General features: G+C 64.5%; 23 protein-coding genes. 11 read left to right on the plus strand and 12 right to left on the minus strand.

Translation table 11 applies throughout. The annotated features are described in order from the left end of the window. The first annotated feature begins 76 nt into the window (after positions 1-76). The gene (locus P9272_RS04870; protein WP_278159452.1) at positions 77-1,684 is read left to right on the plus strand and encodes a GMC family oxidoreductase N-terminal domain-containing protein; all 1,608 of its coding nucleotides are present in this window, start codon (positions 77-79) and stop codon (positions 1,682-1,684) included. Positions 1,685-1,877: 193 nt separating this feature from the next. Next, positions 1,878-2,498 (plus strand): DJ-1/PfpI family protein, encoded by a 621-nt coding sequence (locus P9272_RS04875; RefSeq protein WP_278159454.1) that lies wholly within the window; start codon positions 1,878-1,880, stop codon positions 2,496-2,498. Between the two features lie 22 nt (positions 2,499-2,520). Here P9272_RS04875 and P9272_RS04880 read toward each other — a convergent pair whose 3' ends face one another. Then, positions 2,521-2,721: a hypothetical protein gene (locus tag P9272_RS04880; protein ID WP_128256267.1), complete on the minus strand. Its 201-nt coding sequence runs from the start codon at positions 2,719-2,721 to the stop codon at positions 2,521-2,523. A 218-nt stretch (positions 2,722-2,939) separates the two neighbouring features. Between P9272_RS04880 and grpE the strand changes: the two genes are divergently transcribed. Both grpE and P9272_RS04890 read left to right on the plus strand, forming a co-directional pair. Then, on the plus strand, positions 2,940-3,572 hold the full coding sequence (grpE, locus tag P9272_RS04885) for a nucleotide exchange factor GrpE (RefSeq protein ID WP_042641032.1): 633 nt from the start codon (positions 2,940-2,942) through the stop codon (positions 3,570-3,572). A 121-nt stretch (positions 3,573-3,693) separates the two neighbouring features. Further along, positions 3,694-4,338: a trimeric intracellular cation channel family protein gene (locus P9272_RS04890; RefSeq protein WP_128256343.1), complete on the plus strand. Its 645-nt coding sequence runs from the start codon at positions 3,694-3,696 to the stop codon at positions 4,336-4,338. A 61-nt stretch (positions 4,339-4,399) separates the two neighbouring features. On the opposite strand, the gene P9272_RS04895 is transcribed toward P9272_RS04890, so the two are convergent. The 7 genes from P9272_RS04895 to P9272_RS04925 form a co-directional block, all read right to left on the minus strand. Next, complete coding sequence (locus P9272_RS04895) at positions 4,400-5,275, minus strand: GNAT family N-acetyltransferase (RefSeq protein WP_278159459.1); 876 nt, start codon at positions 5,273-5,275, stop codon at positions 4,400-4,402. Between the two features lie 195 nt (positions 5,276-5,470). Beyond that, a complete protein-coding gene (locus P9272_RS04900; protein ID WP_278159461.1) occupies positions 5,471-7,750 on the minus strand; it encodes a PAS domain-containing hybrid sensor histidine kinase/response regulator in 2,280 nt (759 codons plus the stop codon). Between the two features lie 121 nt (positions 7,751-7,871). Beyond that, positions 7,872-8,861, minus strand: a complete 990-nt coding sequence (locus P9272_RS04905) for an MDR family oxidoreductase (protein ID WP_128256263.1) — start codon at positions 8,859-8,861, stop codon at positions 7,872-7,874. Positions 8,862-8,915: 54 nt separating this feature from the next. Then, positions 8,916-9,404, minus strand: a complete 489-nt coding sequence (lspA, locus tag P9272_RS04910) for a signal peptidase II (RefSeq protein ID WP_278159463.1) — start codon at positions 9,402-9,404, stop codon at positions 8,916-8,918. A gap of 10 nt (positions 9,405-9,414) precedes the next feature. Continuing rightward, positions 9,415-10,275 (minus strand): RNA methyltransferase, encoded by an 861-nt coding sequence (locus P9272_RS04915; RefSeq protein ID WP_278159465.1) that lies wholly within the window; start codon positions 10,273-10,275, stop codon positions 9,415-9,417. Position 10,276: 1 nt separating this feature from the next. Then, the gene (locus tag P9272_RS04920) at positions 10,277-11,359 is read right to left on the minus strand and encodes a class I SAM-dependent rRNA methyltransferase (RefSeq protein ID WP_278159466.1); all 1,083 of its coding nucleotides are present in this window, start codon (positions 11,357-11,359) and stop codon (positions 10,277-10,279) included. Positions 11,360-11,447: 88 nt separating this feature from the next. Beyond that, complete coding sequence (locus P9272_RS04925; protein WP_278159468.1) at positions 11,448-11,933, minus strand: DUF1772 domain-containing protein; 486 nt, start codon at positions 11,931-11,933, stop codon at positions 11,448-11,450. Between the two features lie 99 nt (positions 11,934-12,032). Between P9272_RS04925 and P9272_RS04930 the strand changes: the two genes are divergently transcribed. The 3 genes from P9272_RS04930 (at position 12,033) to P9272_RS04940 (ending at position 13,619) form a co-directional block, all read left to right on the plus strand. Further along, complete coding sequence (locus tag P9272_RS04930) at positions 12,033-12,743, plus strand: YafY family protein (RefSeq protein ID WP_278159470.1); 711 nt, start codon at positions 12,033-12,035, stop codon at positions 12,741-12,743. 73 nt (positions 12,744-12,816) lie between these two features. Next, positions 12,817-13,197, plus strand: a complete 381-nt coding sequence (locus P9272_RS04935) for a VOC family protein (protein WP_278159472.1) — start codon at positions 12,817-12,819, stop codon at positions 13,195-13,197. Next, complete coding sequence (locus P9272_RS04940; protein WP_278159474.1) at positions 13,194-13,619, plus strand: EVE domain-containing protein; 426 nt, start codon at positions 13,194-13,196, stop codon at positions 13,617-13,619. The genes P9272_RS04935 and P9272_RS04940 overlap by 4 nt, the downstream gene beginning before the upstream one ends. 3 nt (positions 13,620-13,622) lie before the next feature. Here the strand turns inward: P9272_RS04940 and P9272_RS04945 are convergent, their stop codons facing one another. The 4 genes from P9272_RS04945 to sppA form a co-directional block, all read right to left on the minus strand. Next, the gene (locus P9272_RS04945) at positions 13,623-14,585 is read right to left on the minus strand and encodes an ornithine cyclodeaminase family protein (protein ID WP_278159476.1); all 963 of its coding nucleotides are present in this window, start codon (positions 14,583-14,585) and stop codon (positions 13,623-13,625) included. An 18-nt stretch (positions 14,586-14,603) separates the two neighbouring features. Continuing rightward, entirely contained in the window at positions 14,604-14,936 is a 333-nt protein-coding gene (locus P9272_RS04950; RefSeq protein ID WP_128256254.1) for a DUF1049 domain-containing protein, read from the minus strand. Between the two features lie 118 nt (positions 14,937-15,054). Beyond that, a complete protein-coding gene (locus P9272_RS04955; protein WP_027165368.1) occupies positions 15,055-15,339 on the minus strand; it encodes an integration host factor subunit beta in 285 nt (94 codons plus the stop codon). Positions 15,340-15,417: 78 nt separating this feature from the next. Beyond that, entirely contained in the window at positions 15,418-16,374 is a 957-nt protein-coding gene (gene sppA, locus P9272_RS04960; protein WP_278159479.1) for a signal peptide peptidase SppA, read from the minus strand. 295 nt (positions 16,375-16,669) lie between these two features. Here sppA and lptC point away from each other — a divergent pair, with 295 nt between their 5' ends. From lptC to rpoN, 4 genes are all read left to right on the plus strand, one after another. Continuing rightward, positions 16,670-17,383: an LPS export ABC transporter periplasmic protein LptC gene (lptC, locus tag P9272_RS04965; RefSeq protein WP_128256252.1), complete on the plus strand. Its 714-nt coding sequence runs from the start codon at positions 16,670-16,672 to the stop codon at positions 17,381-17,383. Further along, complete coding sequence (locus tag P9272_RS04970; RefSeq protein WP_278159481.1) at positions 17,370-17,972, plus strand: LptA/OstA family protein; 603 nt, start codon at positions 17,370-17,372, stop codon at positions 17,970-17,972. The genes lptC and P9272_RS04970 overlap by 14 nt, the downstream gene beginning before the upstream one ends. Then, the gene (gene lptB, locus P9272_RS04975; RefSeq protein WP_128256250.1) at positions 17,972-18,790 is read left to right on the plus strand and encodes an LPS export ABC transporter ATP-binding protein; all 819 of its coding nucleotides are present in this window, start codon (positions 17,972-17,974) and stop codon (positions 18,788-18,790) included. The genes P9272_RS04970 and lptB overlap by 1 nt, the downstream gene beginning before the upstream one ends. 179 nt (positions 18,791-18,969) lie before the next feature. Continuing rightward, a complete protein-coding gene (gene rpoN, locus P9272_RS04980; protein WP_278159484.1) occupies positions 18,970-20,496 on the plus strand; it encodes an RNA polymerase factor sigma-54 in 1,527 nt (508 codons plus the stop codon). Positions 20,497-20,597: the final 101 nt, after the last annotated feature.

A 20,597-nucleotide genomic window follows, 5' to 3' on the forward strand; every position in this document is an offset into this window, starting at 1 on the left:
GCGGCGGCACCTTTACAAGGCGCTTCAGCAGGCATTCTCTCAAGGGAACGGACGGAAAGATCCGCCGGAGGGAACCATGCGCTACGACTATGTGATTGCCGGCGGCGGCTCCGCCGGCTCGACGCTTGCCGCGAGACTTTCCGAGGACCCATCGAAGACGGTCTGCCTGCTCGAGGCGGGAGGCGCCGGCAAGGATCTCTTGATCCGCGCCCCCGCCGGCATCATCGCACTGCTGCCCGGCCGGCCGAAGATCAACAACTGGGCCTTCGAGACCGTACCGCAGGAAGGTCTCAACGGCCGCAGAGGATATCAGCCGCGGGGCAAGGCTCTCGGAGGGTCGAGCGCCATCAACGCGATGCTGTACACGCGGGGCCATCGCCGCGATTATGACGAATGGGCCGAGCTTGGCTGCGAGGGCTGGTCGTGGGACGAGGTGCTGCCGTATTTCCGGCGCGCCGAAGGCAACCAGCGCGGCGGCGACGCGCTGCATGGCGGCGACGGGCCGCTGAGGGTCTGCGAACAGCAGGAGCCGCGCACGATCTCCAGGGCTTTCGTCGAGGCCTGCGGTGAAAACCAGATCAGGCTGAACGATGACTTTAACGGGCCGGAGCAGGAAGGGGCCGGACTCTATCAGGTGACACAGTTCTGGGGCGAGCGCCGCAACGGCGAGCGCTGCTCGGCGGCGGCGGCCTATCTGCATCCGGCGATGAACCGGCCGAACCTCACCGTAGTCACCGGCGCGCATGCGACGGGCGTCGTGCTCAACGGCCGGCGCGCCACGGGCGTGCGCTACCGCAGTGGCAAAAGCGAAGCCGTGGCGGAAGCCAGGCGCGAAGTCATCCTTTGCGCAGGGGCGTTCGGCTCGCCGCAACTGCTCCTGCTCTCCGGTATCGGCCCGGCGGTGGAGCTCGCGGCGCACGGCATTCCGCTCGTCCACGAATTGCCGGGCGTGGGCAAGAACCTGCAGGACCATCTCGATTTCATTCTCGCCTGGAAGTCGCGGCACACGGATCTGGTGGGCATCGGGCTCACGGGCATGCCCGGCCTGATCAGGCACATGCTGCGCTGGCGCAAGGACGGGACCGGCATGATCGCCACCCCTTACGCCGAAGGCGGCGCCTTCCTCAAATCAGATCCGACAGTCGAGCGTCCCGACCTGCAACTGCATTTCTGCATCGCCATCATCGACGACCATGGCCGCAAGCTGCATATGGGATACGGCTTTTCCTGCCATGTCTGTGTGCTTCGGCCGCATTCGCGCGGCGAGGTGGGTCTAATGAGCCGGGATCCGCTGGCGCCGCCGCGCATCGATCCGCGCTTCCTCGAGGACGAGCGCGACGCCGACCTGCTACTCAAGGGCGTGCGGAAGATGCGCGCCATATTGGAGGCGTCGGCGCTGGCGAAATATCGCGCCAGGGAAATCTATACCGCCGGCGCTTCGAGCGATGCCGAACTGATGGCGCATATCAGGGCACGCGCGGACACGATCTACCACCCGGCCGGCACCTGCAAGATGGGCGTTGACGACATGGCAGTGGTCGATCCGCGGCTCAAGGTTCGTGGGCTGGAAGCGTTGCGTGTGGTGGATGCCTCGGTGATGCCGACCCTGATTGGCGGCAACACCAATGCACCGACGATTATGATCGCCGAGAAGGCCGCGGATATGATCCGGGCCGCGGTCTGATCGCGGTCCTGGTCGGACCAGCCTCTCCTGTTCCGTCGCGACGTTGTGGCCCTTGCACGCCCCGAGACGGGATCGAACCCATCTGGTCAGACCACATTTGGGGATTTGCGCTTCCCCTTTTGCCGTCCTCACCTTACGATGGGGTCATTATTTAGAACCCCGAAATAGATAGCCAGCTAAGGGAGGAAACGGCATGGCCGGCAAGAAGATATTGATGCTCGTTGGCGACTTCAGCGAGGAATACGAGATTTTCGTCTTTGAACAGGCCATGCATGCGGTGGGTCACATGGTCCATGTCGTGTGCCCTGACAAGAAGGCGGGCGACGTGCTCAAGACCTCCTTGCACGACTTTGAAGGCCATCAGACCTATACCGAAAAGCTCGGCCACGATTACATCCTCAACAAGACTTTCGCCGAGGTGAACCCGGCCGACTACGACGCGGTCTACGCGGCGGGCGGGCGCGGACCGGAATATATCCGCATCGACAAGCGCGTGCAGGCGCTGGTCAGGCATTTCCATGAGACCGGCAAGCCGATCTTCACCATTTGCCACGGTGTGCAGATCCTGATCGCGGTCGACGGCGTGGTGCGCGGCAAGGAAGTGGCGGCGCTGCATTATTGCGAGCCGGAAGTGACGCTCGCCGGCGGCATCTATATCGACGTCGCGCCGACCGGCGCGCATGTCGACGGCAATCTGGTGTCGGCAAAAGGCTGGCCTGGCCTTGCCGCTTTCATGCGGGAATGCCTGAAGGTGCTCGGCACCGAGATCCGCCATGGCGAAGCGTTGATGCGCGACGACCGAAAGGCGGCCTGAGGCCCTCAATCGCGGCGCGAGGCTATCGACGCCGCTCGCCGCCTGCTTTTCTGGCGTCCACGGCGTCTAGGCGTTCAAGCAGGTCGCTCAGCCGCCGAGGCACCTCTTTTTCCAGGCGAAATGCCGGCAAGGTGCGCAAAAAGCGCTTCGTCGCTTCGCTGCCCGCCTGCCGCCTGATATCGTTGGCCAATTCGGCGCGCCGGTTGCCGTTGTTGCCGTTCATTGTCCCAAAATCCTGTGTCGGCTTCGAAACTCCTCCAGCCCGTTTATGGTTCCCGCAACGGCATTCGAGGGCAAGCAAAGCCGCGTGATAGGGTAAAATTTGAATTAATTTGGAACGATGGCTCGACATCCGCCGCGAGCGCTTACCTCTTGATTTTTGGCCTCCAAACCTCGATATCGGGCGCAAATCCAGACCAATCCGAATGACGGGAAACGGCGATGAGCGACCAGGCAAAAGACGAACGCACGCCCGAAGATATGGAAGCCACCCAGGCTTCCGGCGAGCGTGCGGAAGGTGGCGTCGACGGCGACTATGAAGCGCTCGTGCGGCTGCTGAAGGAAAACGAGGAACTGAAGGACCGGGCGCTGCGCGTCGCGGCCGAAATGGAGAATTTGCGGCGGCGCACCGCGCGCGACGTGCATGACGCGCGCACTTATGCGGTGGCCAATTTCGCGCGCGACATGCTGTCGGTGTCGGACAATCTGCGCCGCGCGCTCGATGCCATTCCCGCCGAGGCCAAGGCCTCCGGCGATGCCGGCTTCAAGGCGCTGATCGAAGGCGTCGACCTCACCGAGCGGGCCATGCTGTCGGCGCTGGAGCGCCACGGCGTGAAGAAACTCGCGCCTGAAGGCGAGAAGTTCGATCCGAACTTTCACCAGGCGATGTTCGAGGTGCCTAATCCGGAGGTTCCGGCCGGCACCGTCGTCCAGGTGGTGCAGCCCGGCTATTCGATCGGCGAGCGTGTTCTGCGGCCGGCGATGGTCGGCGTCGCCAAGGGTGGCCCGAAGGCAACCGCCGAGGCGAAGGTCGAGCCCGGCCCGGTGAACGAGCAGGCCGAGAAGGATGCTTGAATAGGGGAGTAAGGGAGTAGGGCAGTAAGGGAGTAGGGGATCGAAACCGTACTTTCGCGCGGTTCTATGCTATTCAATTCCCTATTGCCCTATTCCCTTACTGCCCTACTCCCCTATGTCCTTGAACCCAATCGCCTTGCTCGACTATGCCGGCGTCGCCGTCTTCGCGGCGACGGGCGCGCTTGCCGCGTCGCGCAAGCAGCTCGATATCATCGGCTTCCTGTTCCTGGCCAGCGTCACCGGCATCGGCGGCGGGACGTTGCGCGATGTCATCCTCAACCTGCCCGTATTCTGGGTCGCCAACAGTGGCTATGTGCTGATCTGCGCCGCCGTCGCGGTGCTGGTCTTCTTCAGCGCCCATCGTTTTGAATCCCGCTACAAGCTGCTGCTTTGGCTCGATGCCGTCGGCCTCGCAGCGTTCTCGGTGATGGGCGCAGCCAAGGGGCTGGCGATCACCGGCTCGCCCGTCGTTTCGGTCATCATGGGCGTGCTGACGGCGACCTTCGGCGGCATCCTGCGCGACCTGCTTGCCGGCGAACCCTCGGTGCTGCTCAGGCCTGAAATCTATGTCACGGCCGCCCTGGCCGGTGCCGCCATCTTCACCCTTGGCGATCTTGCCGGCCTACCGGCGCTGGCGTCCAGCCTGCTTGGCTTCGCGGGCGCGTTCGTGGTGCGCGGCGGGGCGCTTAAATTCGGCTGGTCGTTTGCGGCCTATCGGAGTCGGCCAGGGCGAAGGCCGGAAGATATTCCGTGGAGGAGCGAATAGCGAATAGGGAGTAGCGAATAGAGATCGGCCGAGATAGCGTGTTATTCGCTATTCGATGGCCTCACGCCGCGAAGCGCTGCCCCTCGCCGCCATAATAGTTGACGTAGCGGGCGCCGATCTCCTTGACCGGCATGACGACGAAGACGTCGACAGTCGAGAATTCGTGGTCGATCACGCAGCCATCGCCGATGCGGGCCCCGACGCGCAGGTAACCCTTGACCAGCGGCGGCATGGCGGCGATCGCCGCCTTGGTGTTCACCGCCTCGATCGGCATAAGGTCCATCGAGCAGTAGCGCCCGGGAACCGCCCGGACATCCCAGGCGGAGTTGGTGCGACAATGATGGGCAAGATAGGTCAGCGCCTCGGCATGCGCCGCCGGCACGATCCCGTGGAAAGAGGCGCAGCCGGTCATCACGCCGATGCTGTAATGGTTGATATAGGCCCAGATGCCCTGCCACAGCGCCTCGATCGTGCGCTTGGAGCGGTATTCCGGCAGAACGCAGGAGCGGCCGAGCTCGAGGAAGCGCTGGCCGGGATGCCGCGCGATCAGCTTGGTGAGCTCGAACTCGCCCTCGGAATAAAACCCGCCGGCGGTCGCGGCGATCTCCTGCCGCAACAGGCGATAGGTGCCGACGATGCGGCGATGCTCAGGACCGGGAAGGGACGTGTCCAACACGAGAAGGTGATCGCAGAGCGGGTCGAAACGGTCGGCATCGCGCCGGTCCTGCGCCTGGAACAGGTCCTTCCTCGCGCCAAGCTCGTCATAAAATACCCGATAGCGGACTTCCTGGGCGGCGGCGATCTCAGCCTCGTTGCGGGCGAGCCGCACTTCGAGGTTGCCGATCCGGCCCAGCGGAGCACCGCTTGCGACGGCGTCGGCGGTACGGGCAGCGAGCAGGGCGCCGCCGGCATTCGGCCGAGTGTCACATTCAGGCATGACTGTATGCACGAGTGATTCTCCTTCGAGCCATCCCTCTTGGCACGGGGATACGGTGTAGGTGCAACAGGATTGTGACAGTACCGTGATACGGCGTGGCGGGCAATACTTTGTCGGCTGGACAATACCCTCAACCGGCTATCTTACGGCCGCGAAAGCCAGGCAATGCATGGCTTTCAAGGGTTCAAAATTTCGTCAGGCGGCGACCTGGCCCTCAACCGCCTGGACGAGCGCGTCCGGGTCGAGCGGCTTGGTCACGAAACCGCTGGCGCCATGGGCGAGCACGGCATGCCGGGTCTTTTCCTGGCTGTCGGCTGAAAGCACCATGATCGGGATCGGCGGCATGGCCAGGGACTCTTCATGGCGGCGGATGGCGGCGATCGCATCCAGGCCGTCCATAACAGGCATGTGCAGGTCCATCAGCACCACATCGAAGCGGAACTTGAGGCCGGCGTCGGTAACGGCATCGACCGCGGCCTTGCCGTTGCCGACAACCTTGACGCGATGCCCTGCCTTGAGCAGCGTGGCGCGGGCGAGCATGGCGTTGATGTCATTGTCCTCGGCGATCAGCACCGACAGGCCCTGATCGCGCCTGCGTACCGAGGCGGTGCCGCGCGGCGCCGGCCGCGGCTGGGTGAGCGCGGAGCCATGGGTGGTCAACAGCACCCGCAAGAGGGTCTCGCCGCGCACGGGCCTCGCGAGGAAGGTGGCGTAGCCGCTGGCGCGGAATTCGCCGAGCATGCCTCGGTCCGTCGGCGCGATCAGGGTGATGGCCTCACAATCGGCAAAGCCTGAGTCGCGCAACCGCTTGAGCAACCTGCCGTCACTGTTTTCGAGCGCGGCGTCGATCAAGAGCACGTTGCAGCCGGCAGCGAATGGAGCGGCTTGGCTTGGCGTCGCCGCAACCTCGACGATGCCGCCATGGGCCCTGATCGCGCGGGCGATGGCATCGGCCTCGATAGCGTTCTTCGAAACGATCACCGCCCGCCGGTCGGCGAGGATGTTGTGCCGGTGCGGCGGTGGCTCGGTCGCCGCGACCGCCGGGATCTCGAGGACGAATTCGGAGCCTTCGCCGAGCCGGCTCGAAACGGAAATCGTGCCGCCCATCGCCGCCACCAGCCGCTTCGAGATCGCAAGGCCGAGGCCGGCGCCGCCATGCACCCTGGTCGAGGTGCCGTCGGATTGCTCGAACTCCTCGAAGATACGTTCCATGTCCTCTTCACGCAGCCCGGGGCCGGTGTCGGCGACGGTGAAGCAGATGCAGTCGCTGGTTTCGGTGCGGGCGCGCGCCACGGTGAGCAGCACGCCGCCCGTATCGGTGAACTTGACCGCGTTGCCGATGAGGTTCAGCAGCACCTGGCGCAAGCGGCCGGGATCTGCGGTGATCATCTGCGGCACGTCGGGCTCGACATGGCAGCCGAGACCGATATTCTTGGAAAAGGCCTTCGCGGCCAGAAGTTCGATGATGTTGTCGGCGATTTCGCGCAGCGAAGTCGGCTGCGGCTCTGGCTCGAAGCGGCCGGCCTCGATCTTGGAATAGTCGAGCAGGTCCTCGATAAGCGCGAGCAGCGCGCTGGCCGAGGTCGAAACAGCGCCGACATAAGTCCGCTGTTCCGGCGACAGGTCGGTGTCGGCAAGCAGCTTCGCCATGCCCATGATGCCGTTCATCGGCGTGCGGATCTCATGGCTGACGGTGGCGAGGAAGCGCGACTTGGCCTGGCTGGCATATTCGGCCCGCTCGCGCGCGGTGATCAGCGAGGATTCGGCGCGCTTGCGGGCGGTGATGTCGCGGGCGATCGCCCGGTGCGAGACCGCGCCCGTATCCTTGTCGCGCACCGACAATTCGATCCAAGAGAACCAGCGCGGCCCGTTCGGGGTGCGGATCGCGACATCGGTGGAGCTCAGGCATTCATGATCGGAGAAGGCGGCGTCGGGAACGATGCCGACGTCGATGCCAAGCTCGGACAGGGTCTTGCCGGCGAGGTTGCGAGGGTCGACCTCGACAAGCGAGGCAAAGACGCTGTTGGCATAGACGATATGGCCGTCGCGATCGCGATGGACGACGAGGTCGCCGAGCGCGTCGATCAGTCCACGGAAGCGTTCCTCGCTCTCCTGCATCTCCCACATGCGGTCGGCGAGGGTTTCGATCTCGGCGCGGCTGCGGGCGGCGGTCTCGTCGAGAAGTGCCGCGGTGCGCCGCTCGTCGCGGCGGTTGCGAAGATGCATGGCAAGGCCGGCGAAGGCCGCCGCGGCGAGTCCGACGGTGACGATGAGCGGCGCCCCGGTGAGATGCGCGAGCCCTGCCAGGACGACGATGGCGACGATCGTCAGGAAGGGCAGGCCTTCGTGGCTGGCGGCAGGCAAGTCGGGAGCCAGCGGCGGCGCGACGAGCACCTGCCGCTTCGGCGCATTGGGGATGAGCCTGTCAGCGCCCGCGGCTTTGCTGTCCTGCCTGATGTCGGAGTCCGCGACCATGCGCGGACTATGCCAGACAGAAATTATGGAAGACTGGGAGGGATCGTTCGAATTTTAGCGATTGCGCGGATTCCGGCCGCCCTGCGGGCGTGGGCGGAACAAACTTTGAGGGGCCCTCCGGCTACATATCGACGACGACGCGGCCCCTGACCTTGCCTTCGACGATGTCGCGCGCGGCGGCGACGATGCCGTCGAAACCGATCGTGCGCGACAATGTCGACAGCTTCTTCTGGTCGAGGTCGGCGCCGATGCGACGCCATGCCTCCAGGCGGACTGCCTTCGGCGCCATGACCGAATCGATCCCGAGCAGCGAGACGCCGCGCAGGATAAAGGGCGCGACGCTTCCCGGCAGGTCCATGCCGCCGGCCAAGCCGCAGGCGGCGATCGCGCCGCCATAGGAGGTCATCGACAGCACATTGGCCAAGGTATGGCTGCCGACTGAGTCGACGCCGCCCGCCCAGCGCTCTTTGGCGAGCGGCTTCGCCGGCTGGCTGAGCTCCTCGCGCGAGATCACCTCGGCTGCGCCGAGGTCGATCAGATAGGGGCTTTCGGCGTTGCGGCCGGTTGAGGCGATGACATGATAGCCCAGACTGGACAGGATCGAGATGGCGACCGAGCCGACGCCGCCAGCGGCGCCCGTCACCACCACCGGACCGCGATCCGGCACGATGCCGTGACGCTCCAGCGCCATGACGGAGAGCATGGCCGTGTAGCCCGCCGTGCCAACAGCCATCGCATCATGCGCGTTCATGCCCTCGGGCAGCGGGACCAACCAGTCGCCCTTGACGCGAGCCCGGCCGGCATAGGCGCCGTGATGCGTCTCGCCGACGCCCCAGCCGTTCAGGATCACCTTGTCGCCCTTGCGCCAGTCGGCATGGGAAGACTCGATCACCGTGCCGGCAAAATCGATGCCCGGGACAAGCGGCCAGCGGCGCACGACCGGCGCCTTGCCGGTGATGGCGAGCCCATCCTTGTAGTTCACCGTCGTCGCCTCGACGGCGACGGTGACGTCGCCTTCCATCAGGTCGGCCTCGGTAAGGTCGACGACATCGACGGACTGCTTCTTCTCGGCATCGCGCGAAACGAGGATGGCTTTGAAGGTGTCGGTCACGGTTTTCTCCTCGGTTCTGGCTGGTGAGAACTCTGCGGCTTCAACCGCGTGAGGTCAATTGCCGGGGTCCTGCGGCTTGGCCTCGCGGCCCCAGCCGATCAACTCGTCGAAGACGACGAGCGCCGCACCGACCGAAATGAAGGCGTCGGCGAGATTGAACACCGCGAAGGACCAGACGGGCGTATGGAACAGGATGTAGTCGATGACGTGGCCGTAGACGGCCCGGTCAATGAGGTTGCCGAGCGCGCCGCCGATGATGAGCGCAAAGCCGATGCGGGCGATGACATGGGCGGCCGGCGTGCGCGTGGCGAGATAGAACACGAAGGCGACGACCAACACCGCGATGACCACCAGGCCGGTATCGCCGAAGGACTGGAACATCGAGAAGGCGATGCCGGTGTTATAGGTGCGGAAAAGCGCCAGGAAGGGCAGGAGATCGACCTTCTCTTGAAAGGCGAGACCGTTCTCGATCAGCTGCTTGATCCACTGGTCGAGCGCAATGGCGACAACGACCAGCAGGGCATAGGGGGACCAGGATTTCACGGAACAGTCCTCATCGGCTGTCGTTGGTAGGCTCGAGCTTCAACGCGCCGCGCCTTATCTCGAACAGCATCACGCCGGTGGCGACCGCCAGATTGAGCGAATCGGCGCGGCCGGCCTGGGGGATTCTCAGCAACCGATCGCAGCTTTCGGCGAGGCTGTCGGGCAGACCCTGCTGCTCGTTGCCCATCAGCAGCAGAACCGGCCCTCTGGAAAAATCGACCGAGCGATAGTCGACCGCTCCCTTCAGGTGCGTTCCAACGACCAGTCCGGAAAAATCGCGTCGCCAGGCGAGGAAGGCCTGCTCGGTTGCTCTCGCGACCGGCACGGCGAAGATCGAGCCCATCGTGGCGCGCACCGTCTCCAGCGAGAAGGGATCGGTGGTGTCGCCGACCAGAATGACCCCCTTGGCGCCGACGGCGTCGACGGTGCGGATGACGGTGCCGAGATTGCCGGGGTCGCGCACGCGGTCTAGCGCCACCCAGACGTCGCCATCCCTGGCGCGGATGTCCTTCAGCGGCACGGTCTGCTGGGCAAATACGCCGACCACCATTTGCGGGTTTTCACGCCGGGTGATGGCCGCAAGCACTTTTTCCGAGACCTCCAGCACCGTGCCGCCGGCGGCGACAGTCCGCGCAGCGACTTTTTCGACGGCCGGATTGCCGCGTCCGGCCTTGGCAAAAACCAGGGTCCTGATCGACCAGCCGAGGTCGAGCGCGTCGATGACCAGCTTCAGGCCCTCGGCCATGAAGGCGTTCTGCTGGTCGCGGAATTTCTTGAGCGCCAGCGCCTTGATGTCCTTGACCAGTGGATTGGCGAGGCTGGTGACTTCCTTGACCTGCCCGACAGGGCGAGCGCCCTCATGTGCGTTCATTTCAAGCCACCCAGCGCGAGAACAGCGAGGTCGACAGCGCTCGGCCGGCGGATTTCTCGCGAATGATCAGCTCGCCGGATTCGACCGTGCCGCCCATGCCGGCGAAGGTATCGCGCATCAGCGCGTGGATGGCGAAGAAGGAGGCGCGGATCGAATAGGCGGTGAGGACGACGGCCAGCGGTTTTGGCGTCAGGATCGAGCGGCAGAGGTCGGTAAGGCCCGGCAGGTCCTCGAACAATTGCCAGACCTCGCCCTTCGGGCCGCGGCCATAGGCCGGAGGATCGAACAGCACGATGTCGTAACGGCTGCCGCGGCGCTCCTCGCGCTCGGCGAATTTCACCGCGTCCTCGACGATCCAACGGATCGGCTTGTCGCCAAGGCCGGCCATTTCCTGGTTCTCGCGCGCCCAGCCGATCGCCTTCTTCGAGGCATCGACATGGGTGACCTCGGCACCGGCGCGGGCCGCCACCAATGAGGCAAGGCCGGTATAGCCGAAAAGATTGAGCACCTTGACCGGGCGCTTCGCCCCCGCGATCAGCCCCGCCATATGATCCCAATGCGAAGCCTGTTCCGGAAAGACGCCGACATGGCGGAACGAGGTGAAGCGGCCGAGATAGTCGATGCCGTCATGCTTCATCGGCCAGGTCTCGCCGAGCGGCGACTTCGGAAAGCGCCAGCGGCCGATGCCTTCCTCGTCGGTGTCGCCGGTGAAGATGGCGTCGGCACGGTCCCATTCCTTCGCGGGAAGGGCTCGCTGCCAGATCGCCTGGCCCTCGGGGCGCACGATGCGGTAGGGGCCGTATTGCTCGAGCTTCTCGCCCGCGCCGCTGTCCAGCAGCGCGTAATCGGCGTTGGGCGCGACTTCGAGGATCAGCGGCAGGCGCTCGGCGGGCAAGGAGCCCTCGCGGCGCGCAAGCACGCGCGGCGCCGGTTTGGCGTCCTGCCGATCCGCAGGTTTGGTTTCGCGGCGCTCGACGGGTGCTGCCTGCTCCCGTCCGGCCGCAAACGCATCGCGCGGGCGGGGTTGTTCCGCCCTTGCGGGATGCGGGCGGCCATCGCGGCGTTTGTCGCGAAAAGATTTCAAGAAGGATCATCTCCGGCGGTTCGGCCCGCTTCTGCCACAGCTAAGCCCCCCGGCGCAACAAAGCCTGGCTCATCCGATGGTGGGACCATCAACCATGCCGGACGCCCAGCAGGCCGAAACAAAGCGAAATGAAGCCAAGGGCCTTCGCCCCGGTCACCGCCATGTGGCCGGTTTCCCAACGCAGCCGGACGGCCTCGAAATTGTCCGGGATCGGTCCAGGCGCCCAGGTCGCGAGAACGTCATTGGCCGGTTTGACGAGACCGAACCAGAGCGCCAGCGAAACGGCGTAGAGCAACGTGGCGGCGAGCACGAACCAGAACGCGCCTGCTTGGCCGCGCAGCATCCAGGCGAGAAGCGCCGGGCACAGGATGGCGGCGATATCGAGCGGTGCTCCGATCACGGCGAAAAGCATGAACTGGTCATTGAAGACGGTCGCCTCTCGCCACAGAGCCGGCGACCATTTCGTCAGCCTGGGCAGCGATTCCAGCACATGGGCAAAGGACGGTCCCAGGCTGAGCGCCGCAACGAAAGCGGTCAGCGCAGACCAGAACAACAGGAAACCGCGCATCTCCATGATGGGCACAACGGCCGCGACCGGCAGGCGTTCCCTTGGAGGGTCGCTTGCCGTGATGACGGGGCCAGCCCTATTGTCCGGCGCACCGGATAGCCAATCATGCCTCGCTCTGAACGCCTGCTCGACCTTATCCAGATCCTGCGCCGCCATCGCCGGCCGGTGAGCGGCCGCACGCTTGCGGACGAGATGGGTGTGTCGATCCGCACGCTCTATCGCGATATCACGACGCTGCAGGGGCAGGGGGCGCCGATCGAAGGCGAGGCGGGGCTTGGCTATGTGCTGAAGCCGGGCTTCATGCTGCCGCCGCTCATGTTCACAGACGAGGAGATCGAGGCGATCGTGCTCGGCTCGCGTTGGGTGGCGAAACAGCCGGACAAAAGGTTGTCGGCCGCCGCAGCCGACGCGCTAGCCAAGATTGCCGCGGTGCTGCCGGATGATCTGCGTGAGGATCTCGACGCGACGACACTGCTTGTTGGGCCGCGATCGGAAAACGTCGAAGCGATCGACCTCGGCGTCGTGCGGCAGGCGATCCGCGACGAGCGCAAGCTCGGCTTCCTCTATCGCGACGCCGGTGGCTCGCCGTCGAAGCGCCTGGTCTGGCCGTTCGCGCTGAGCTTCTTCGACAAGGTGCGGGTGATGGTGGCGTGGTGCGAGATGCGCGAGGATTTCCGGCATTTCCGCGCGGACAGGATGTCCGAACTGACGGCCACCGACATCCGTTATCCGCGCCGCCGCCAGTCCATGCTGAAGGAATGGCGGACGACGCTCGGCGCGGCAGGCCAGAGCGGCGCGAAAGACACTTCCGGCTGATCGCTGCTGCTGCCAGAATCTGACAGTAGGTGTGTGTATGGTTTCCAAGGTTCAGACACTTTGGAGATCAGATATGACCACGCCGAATTTCGTCATCCTCTATGTCGACAGCCCCGAAAACAGCGGCGCTTTCTATACCAGGCTGCTCGGACGCGAGCCTGTCGAGTCTTCGCCAACCTTCGTGATGTTCGTGCTCGACAAGGGCTTCAGGCTCGGCCTCTGGTCGCGCCACACGGTGGAACCGGCCGCGGCCGCAGCAGGCGGTGGCGGCGAGCTCGTGCTTGCCGTCGAGAACGCGGCAGCGGTCGACGCCACGCATGCTGATTGGACTGGCAGGGGTCTCAGCATGCTGCAAGCCCCAACCGATCTCGATTTCGGCCGCACCTTCGTCGCGCTCGATCCCGACAATCATCGCCTGCGCGTCTACTGGCCGTTCGATGGAGCACAGGGGTGAGCGCCTTCTGGCTCGCAGTCGCATCGGCCGAGCATGTGCGGATCGGCCGCAAGAACGGCTTCATGCAGGTCAACCACGGCAAGGCGGCGCCGCTGCGCCGCATCAAGCCGGGCGACGGCATCGCCTACTACTCGCCGAGTACCACGTTCGGCGAGAAGGACGGCCTGCAATCCTTCACCGCGATTGGCACGGTGCGGCAAGGGGAAGTCTATGAGGGCCTCATGGGCGGCGGTTTCACGCCGGCGCGACGCGACGTCGAGTGGCGCGCGGCCATGGAAGCGCCGATCAAGCCGCTGCTCGACAGGCTCGACTTCACGGCGGGCAAGCCGAACTGGGGCTATCAGCTGCGCTTCGGCCTGTTCGAAATCAGCGAGCGTGATTTCCGGCTGATCGGCGAAGCGATGGAAGCCAGGGTGGCCTAGCGGCTACTTCAGCGCCTTGTAAACAGCGATGCCGGCGGCCAGATCTTCAAGCGCCGCGCCAACCGACTTGAACAGCGTGATCTCGCTGTCGTTTTGTCGCCCCTGTTTCTCGCCGCGCGCGAGTTCGTGTAGATCGGCGACGATCGCTTCCGGTTTCAGCAGGCCCGAGGCCAGAGGCTGGACGATGTCGCCAGCTTCCTTGGTGGCGCCGGCACGGGTGTCGACATAGACGCGCGCCCGCGAAATGGCATCGTCGTCGGCCTCGCGCATATCGGGCGTGAAGCCGCCGACCAGATCGACATGGGCGCCCGCTTTCAGCAGCGCGCCCTTGACCAGCGGCGTGTTGGAGATCGTCGCCGAGGCGACGATGTCGGCCTCGGCAAGCTCCGCGTCGAGATCGCTGGCGGCGCTTGCCGGAAGGCCTTCGGCACGCAAGGCGGCGGCCACTTTTTCGGCATTGGCCGGCGTGCGGTTCCAGATGCGGATGGAGGTGATCGGCCTGACCGCCGAATGCGCCTTGGCAAGGAACGGTGACAGCGCGCCGGCGCCGATCACCAGAAGCCGAGAGGCGTCCTTGCGGGCGAGATAGGAGGCGGCGAGCGCCGAGGCGCAGGTCGTGCGCCACTGCGTCAGCCGCTGCCCGTCGATCATCGCCTGTGGCTCGCCGGTGATGCCGTCGAGCAAGAGATAGAGGCCCATCACCGCCGGCTTGCCTTTTGTGTTGTTGTCCGGCGACACGGTGACAATCTTGACGCCGATATGGCCATCGGCGGAAGTACCAGCGGCGTTGAAGTCGGTCCAGGCCGGCATCAAAAGCAGGGTCGAGGCGGCGCCGTCCGGCCGCTCGACGCCGTGATGGTGACGAACCGGCTGCACGGCGCCCTCGCGAAAGGCGGTGCGCAATGTCTCGACCAGACCGGGAAAGGTCAGCGCGCGGTCGACCTCAGCGGCCGAAATGGTCAGCATCGAAGGCTCCGGATTGCGTTAATTGGTCGGCTTGGGCAGCACCGGTCCGTTCGGCGCGGCCGGCGCGCGGCTCACCGCCTGGCGCAGGTTTTCAGCCTCCAGGCCGCGCTGGCGCGCGAGCTTGCGGTAGCGGCCCTGCCTCACCCACGTCGCCATGCTTCCGACGACCATGCCGATGGCCAAGGCCAGGAAAAGGAAGATGAAAAGCGGCATGTTCAGCGTCAGCGCGGGATTGCCGGGGTGGAACGGATCGAGCGTGAAGGCGACGGCGCCGCGATTGGCGACGGCAAGCGCGATCAGGATGATGGCCAGCGGCACGAAGACCACGACGAGGATGAAGCGATTGAACATCAGATCTCCATAGAGAGAAGCTTCCTAAGCGCGCATGTCTTTGCCCCGAAATCGGCCTCCACTTTCGGGAGACATGCTTTAGGCGCCAAGATGCCGTCTCAACCCGCCGGCGCGGCGCCTATTTGCCGCCGTTCAGTCTTTCGCGCAACTCCTTGCCGGTCTTGAAGAACGGCACCCACTTTTCCTCGACCTCGACGGATTCGCCGGTGCGCGGGTTGCGGCCGGTGCGGGCTGGACGGTTCTTCACCGAAAAGGCGCCGAAACCGCGCAATTCGACCCGGTTGCCCTCGGCAAGCGCGTCGGTGATTTCATCGAAGATCGCACCGACGATGTTCTCGACGTCGCGCAGGAAAAGGTGCGGGTTGCGTGCAGCAATGATCTGCACAAGCTCGGATTTGATCATGGAACGTTCCCCGTAAAACCACTGCAGACGATTATCAGGATGATTTTTATTGCTTTTTTGGCTCGTGCCAACGGCATGTCAAGGGTGCCAGACCGAAACGAGACCGTCAAGAAACAAGCGGTCGGCGCCAAGCTCGTGAATGACATCGCCGCCGCTATCCGGCAGGCCAAGCGCCTTGGCGGCCATTTTTGCCATCGACTGGGAGAACAGGAAACCGCCACGCCTGTCCTTGTCCTTCCACTCGACGACTTTGAGCTTGGCGTCCACGCCTTTCGTCGCCAGCCAGTCGATCGCCTCCTGCTCGCCACCGACGGCGTCGACCAGATGGTTGGCCAAAGCCTGGCGGCCGGTGAAGATCGAACCGTCGGCCAGGGCCAGCGCCTGCTCATGCGTCATCTTGCGGCGGTCCGCGACGATGCCGACGAACCAGTCGTAGCTGTCGAGGATCAGCTTGCGCACCATGGCACGCTCATCGTCATTGGTCGGCTTGAAGGGCGAGGGCGAAGCCTTGAGCGGCGAGGATTTCACTTCCTCCAGCTTGATGCCGAGCTTGTCCATGAGACCGCTGACGTCAGGATATTGGATCAGCACCCCGATCGAGCCGACGATCGAGGTCTTGCGGGCAACGATATGGTCGGCAGCGCTCGCGATCATGTAGCCGGCCGATGCCGCCAGCGTGCCGACCTCGGCCACCACAGGCTTGTCGCCAGAAAGCTTGCGCACGGCTTCGAATGTCGACTCGCCACCGACCGTGGTGCCTCCGGGCGAATCGATCGACAGGATGACGCCCTTCACCTGAGGCGACTTGCGGATCGCTTCCAGCCTTTTGAGCAGTTCCTCGTCCTCGGTGATGGTGCCTTCGATCTTCACCTTGGCGATATGGGGGACCGCCTGGCCGGTAAAATTGTCGTCATAGATCCATGCCGCGAAGGCGATCACCGCTGCCGCCAGAACAACAAAAGCGGCCACGCGCCAGAAAGTCAGCTTGCGGCGCAAGCGGCGGCGGTCGATCAGGTCGTCGGCTCTCATTGCCATCGTCAGCCTCATGGATTGGTGGGAAAGCACGCCTTTTAAAGCAAGCCTCGGCACACGGCTACCGTTTCCTGAACGCCGGCTTCGAGCCTCGGCGTTGATCCCGACCTCACGAAAAATTAACGCAGTCCCGTTCTGTATCTGCTATGAAGTGCGGGCCGTCTCCCCGAATTCCTCTCGATTTTGTGGGCGGCAGCCGTCACATTTTTGCAGTTTTCGCTCCCTTGTGCTTGCGTGTAGGTGCCGGCATACCACCTATAGGCGATGTTTGGGCGGGCAAAGGTCCATTAGAAAAGTCATGTTGGCGCGATCTGACGACACGAGCGATGCCGCTGTGGCACCGGCTCACGCGATCCAAGACGGCACGCGCGGCGAGGCGTTCAACCGCGCGCAACGGCACTCGCGCCGCGTGCGCGTGCTGAAATTCGCGGTGCCGCTGCTAGCGGCCGCTATTGCGATCGCCTTTCCCGTCTATTCCTACCTTAAAGCGCCCATTTCCATTTCCGTGCAGGCCGACGGCACGGCGTTTTCGAACGGCAAGCTGGTAATGGCCAATCCGAAGCTGAACGGCTTCACCAAGCAGAAGCTGCCCTACTCGCTGACGGCGACCAGAGCGACGCAGGATGTCGGCCAGCAGGCTGTGATCGATCTCGAAGGCATCAACGCCAAACTGCCCGTCGCCACCGACAACATCGTATCGGTCGATGCCGAGCACGGTATCTACAATCGTGACGCCAATACGATGAACCTCACCAGCGACGTCAGCGTGACGACGACGGACGGCCTTGCGGCGAAATTCAAATCGATCTTCCTAGACATGGGCAAAGGCTCTATGAAGACGAGCAATCCGGTCGACGTCAGCCGTGGCGGGTCGCGCATCACCGCGGACTCGATGTCGGTCGAGGACAATGGCAGGCTGGTGGTCTTCGAGAACCGGGTTCGTGTCAAAATCGATCCGACTGCGCTGAAGGCGGCAGGGGTAAACAGTGGAGAACAGAATGCGTCGCAGTAAATCCGCATGGGCTCTGGGCGCTGCCTCCGCACTGCTATTTCTGGGGACGGCGCATTCCTTCGCGCAGTCGAGCGCGACCACCCAGATGTCTGGGCTCAAGCTGTCCGGCGACCAGCCGATCCAGATCGAGAGCGACAAGCTGGAGGTCCGGCAGGCCGACAGCGTGGCCGTTTTCAGCGGTAATGTCACCGTCAACCAGGGGCCGACGCTGCTCAAGGCCGGCAAGATGACGGTCTACTATGTCAAGGATCCCAATGCAGGCAAAAGCGCCGCGGCCGGAGCGTCGGCTATGACGGGCGCCGCCAACATCGACCACCTGGTGGTCGAGAACAAGGTCTACATCAAGTCGAATGACCAGATCGCCACCGGCGATACGGGCACGTTCGACATGAAGACCCAGGTCCTCACGCTCCAGGGTAAGGAAGTGGTCCTGTCGCAGGGCGACAACGTGCTCAAGGGCTGCAAGCTGACGGTGCAGATGAAGAGCGGCCTCGGCAATGTCGACGGCTGTGGCAGCAGCGGCCGCGTCATCATGTCGATCACGCCCCAGAAGCAGGGCGCGGCCCAGCAGGGAGCGTCGAGCAAGTAATGGCCGGCGTGTCCTCGCTGCTTGCCCGTCTTCCGGGACGGGCGGCCGCAACGCCGGCTGCTCCGGCGACGGTCGGCGCCGACAAGGCGAAGTTCAAGGGTACCCTGATCGCCAAGGGCCTGACCAAAAGCTACAAGGGCCGCAAGGTGGTGAGCGGGGTGACGCTCGGCGTGCGCGCCGGCGAGGCCGTCGGCCTGCTTGGCCCCAACGGCGCTGGGAAGACCACCTGTTTCTACATGGTCACGGGCCTCGTTCCCGTCGATGAAGGCTCGATCGAGATCGACGGCTTCGATGTCACGTCGATGCCGATGTACCGGCGCGCCCGCCTTGGTATCGGCTATCTGCCGCAGGAAGCGTCGATCTTCCGGGGCCTGAACGTCGAGCAGAATATCCGCGCCGTGCTGGAAGTGGTCGAAAAGGATCGCAAGGTGCGCGAGCGCAATCTCGACGAGCTGCTCGAGGAATTCCACATCAGCCATCTGCGCAAGGCGCCGTCGATGTCGCTGTCGGGCGGCGAACGGCGTCGCCTGGAAATCGCCCGGGCGCTGGCGACGCGCCCTGCCTATATGCTGCTCGACGAGCCCTTCGCCGGCATCGACCCGATCGCCGTTGCCGACATTCAGCAGCTCGTCCGTCACCTCACGGCGCGCGGTATCGGCGTCTTGATCACCGACCACAATGTGCGCGAGACGCTCGGCCTGATCGATCGCGCCTATATCATCCATGCCGGCCAGGTGCTCACGCATGGCCGGGCCGACGAAATCGTCGCCAACGCCGATGTGCGGCGTCTCTATCTCGGCGAGGGCTTTACGCTCTGATCCGCGATTTTCGCGGTTTTCGATGATCGTGTCACGATTTTCGGCTGTTTTAGCGCTCGATAACGCTCCGGTAAGCCGCAACTGCTAGCGTTTCCCTTGACAAGCAAAAGCCGGGCCAGTTTCTATGCCCGACCGGAAAGCAAGAGTCCGACGCGTAGACGAGGCGTTTGAATCCCACCATGGCGCTGGCAGCCAAACTGCAGCTCAGACAATCCCAGTCGCTGGTGATGACGCCGCAGCTGATGCAGTCGATCCGGCTGCTGCAGCTCACCCATGTCGAGCTCGAGCGCTTCATCGACGAGGAGATCGAGCGCAACCCTCTCTTGGAGCGGGCCGAACCACAGGACGACGCCGCCAGCGACCAAGCTCAGAAAAGCGAGGCAGCGCCGGAGCGGGATAGCGCAGGCGACTGGTTCGAGGGCGAGACGGAGTGGAGCGCGGAAGCGATCTCGCAAAAACTGGACTCTTCCCTGGAGAACCTGTTTCCCGACGATCCCGGCACCAGCGAGCGGCTGGGGCCGGATCTCACGGCGCAGTGGAAGTCGGCCGCGGGCAGTGCCGGCACGGCCTCATCCGAGGGGTTCGACGTCGGCGACATGGCCGCAGCCGCCGTCACATTGCGCGAACATGTCGGCGAGCAGATCGCGCTTGCTTCGCTGAACCCCGGCGAACGCCTCATCGCGGGCGAGCTTGCCGAGGGGCTAGACGAGGCCGGCTATCTGCGCGCCGACCTCAGTGAGATCGCCGCCCGGCTTGGCGCCGATGGCGCCACGGTGGCACGCGTGCTTGGCGTCTGCCAGACGTTCGAGCCGGTGGGCCTTTTCGCGCGCGACCTTGCCGAATGCCTGTCGCTGCAGCTCCAGTCGCGCGACAGGCTCGATCCGGCGATGAAAGCGCTGGTCGCCAACCTTGAGCTCCTGGCGCGGCGGGATTTCCAGACGCTGAAACGCATCTGCGGCGTCGATGAGGAGGACCTCCTCGACATGCTGGCCGAGATCCGCGCGCTCGATCCGCGGCCAGGCCTGGCGTTCTCGGGCGGCGCAAGCGACGCGATTGTCGCCGATGTCGAGGTGCGCGCCGCCAATGACGGCAGCTGGGCCGTGGAGCTCAACGCCGACACGCTGCCGCGTGTGCTGGTGGACAACGTCTACTTCGCCCGTGTCTCGAGCCACGTCAAGGACCAGGCGGAAAAGGATTTTCTGGCCGAATGCCTGCAGAACGCCAACTGGCTGACGCGCAGCCTCGACCAGCGGGCCAAGACCATTCTCAAGGTGGCCTCGGAAATCGTTAGGCAGCAAGACGCATTCCTCGTCCATGGCGTGCGCCATCTCAAGCCGCTCAACCTGCGCACGGTGGCCGACGCCATCGGCATGCATGAATCGACCGTAAGCCGTGTCACCGCAAACAAATACATGCTGACGCCGCGCGGGGTTTTCGAGCTGCGCTATTTCTTCACCGCGTCGATCGCCTCGGCCGAAGGCGGCGAAGCGCACTCGTCCGAGGCCGTGCGCGACCGCATCAAGCAGATGATCGACGAGGAAAAGCCCGCCGACGTGCTTTCCGACGACGCCATCGTCGACATGCTCAAGGAAAGCGGGGTCGACATCGCGCGCCGCACCGTCGCGAAATACCGCGAAGGCATGAACATTCCGTCGTCGGTGCAACGGCGACGGGAGAAGCGAGCGCTCGCGAACGCCGGCCGCTAGGCCTGCGGGTATTCGGATGATGCCGGCCCGCCCCACATCCCGACAAGCCCTGGCCGGCGCGAGATTGGCTGATTTTCCACAATTCCCAAGCTTCATTGACA

It is taken from the genome of Mesorhizobium sp. WSM4976 (assembly GCF_029625685.1).
Classification (GTDB): Bacteria; Pseudomonadota; Alphaproteobacteria; order Rhizobiales; family Rhizobiaceae; genus Mesorhizobium.

What these genes read in the sequence shown, in the direction of transcription:
- P9272_RS04925 (WP_278159468.1), bottom strand. Translation starts at nt 11,933, where the DNA reads ATGGAGATGCGCGGTTTCCTGTTGTTCTGGTCTGCGCTGACCGCTTTC.
- P9272_RS04880 (WP_128256267.1), bottom strand. Translation starts at nt 2,721, where the DNA reads ATGAACGGCAACAACGGCAACCGGCGCGCCGAATTGGCCAACGATATC.
- lptC (WP_128256252.1), top strand. Translation starts at nt 16,670, where the DNA reads ATGTTGGCGCGATCTGACGACACGAGCGATGCCGCTGTGGCACCGGCT.
- sppA (WP_278159479.1), bottom strand. Translation starts at nt 16,374, where the DNA reads ATGGCAATGAGAGCCGACGACCTGATCGACCGCCGCCGCTTGCGCCGC.
- P9272_RS04870 (WP_278159452.1), top strand. Translation starts at nt 77, where the DNA reads ATGCGCTACGACTATGTGATTGCCGGCGGCGGCTCCGCCGGCTCGACG.
- P9272_RS04895 (WP_278159459.1), bottom strand. Translation starts at nt 5,275, where the DNA reads ATGCCTGAATGTGACACTCGGCCGAATGCCGGCGGCGCCCTGCTCGCT.
- P9272_RS04900 (WP_278159461.1), bottom strand. Translation starts at nt 7,750, where the DNA reads ATGGTCGCGGACTCCGACATCAGGCAGGACAGCAAAGCCGCGGGCGCT.
- P9272_RS04950 (WP_128256254.1), bottom strand. Translation starts at nt 14,936, where the DNA reads ATGTTCAATCGCTTCATCCTCGTCGTGGTCTTCGTGCCGCTGGCCATC.
- P9272_RS04930 (WP_278159470.1), top strand. Translation starts at nt 12,033, where the DNA reads ATGCCTCGCTCTGAACGCCTGCTCGACCTTATCCAGATCCTGCGCCGC.
- P9272_RS04935 (WP_278159472.1), top strand. Translation starts at nt 12,817, where the DNA reads ATGACCACGCCGAATTTCGTCATCCTCTATGTCGACAGCCCCGAAAAC.
- P9272_RS04945 (WP_278159476.1), bottom strand. Translation starts at nt 14,585, where the DNA reads ATGCTGACCATTTCGGCCGCTGAGGTCGACCGCGCGCTGACCTTTCCC.
- P9272_RS04875 (WP_278159454.1), top strand. Translation starts at nt 1,878, where the DNA reads ATGGCCGGCAAGAAGATATTGATGCTCGTTGGCGACTTCAGCGAGGAA.
- lptB (WP_128256250.1), top strand. Translation starts at nt 17,972, where the DNA reads ATGGCCGGCGTGTCCTCGCTGCTTGCCCGTCTTCCGGGACGGGCGGCC.
- rpoN (WP_278159484.1), top strand. Translation starts at nt 18,970, where the DNA reads ATGGCGCTGGCAGCCAAACTGCAGCTCAGACAATCCCAGTCGCTGGTG.
- P9272_RS04915 (WP_278159465.1), bottom strand. Translation starts at nt 10,275, where the DNA reads ATGAACGCACATGAGGGCGCTCGCCCTGTCGGGCAGGTCAAGGAAGTC.
- grpE (WP_042641032.1), top strand. Translation starts at nt 2,940, where the DNA reads ATGAGCGACCAGGCAAAAGACGAACGCACGCCCGAAGATATGGAAGCC.
- P9272_RS04955 (WP_027165368.1), bottom strand. Translation starts at nt 15,339, where the DNA reads ATGATCAAATCCGAGCTTGTGCAGATCATTGCTGCACGCAACCCGCAC.
- P9272_RS04970 (WP_278159481.1), top strand. Translation starts at nt 17,370, where the DNA reads ATGCGTCGCAGTAAATCCGCATGGGCTCTGGGCGCTGCCTCCGCACTG.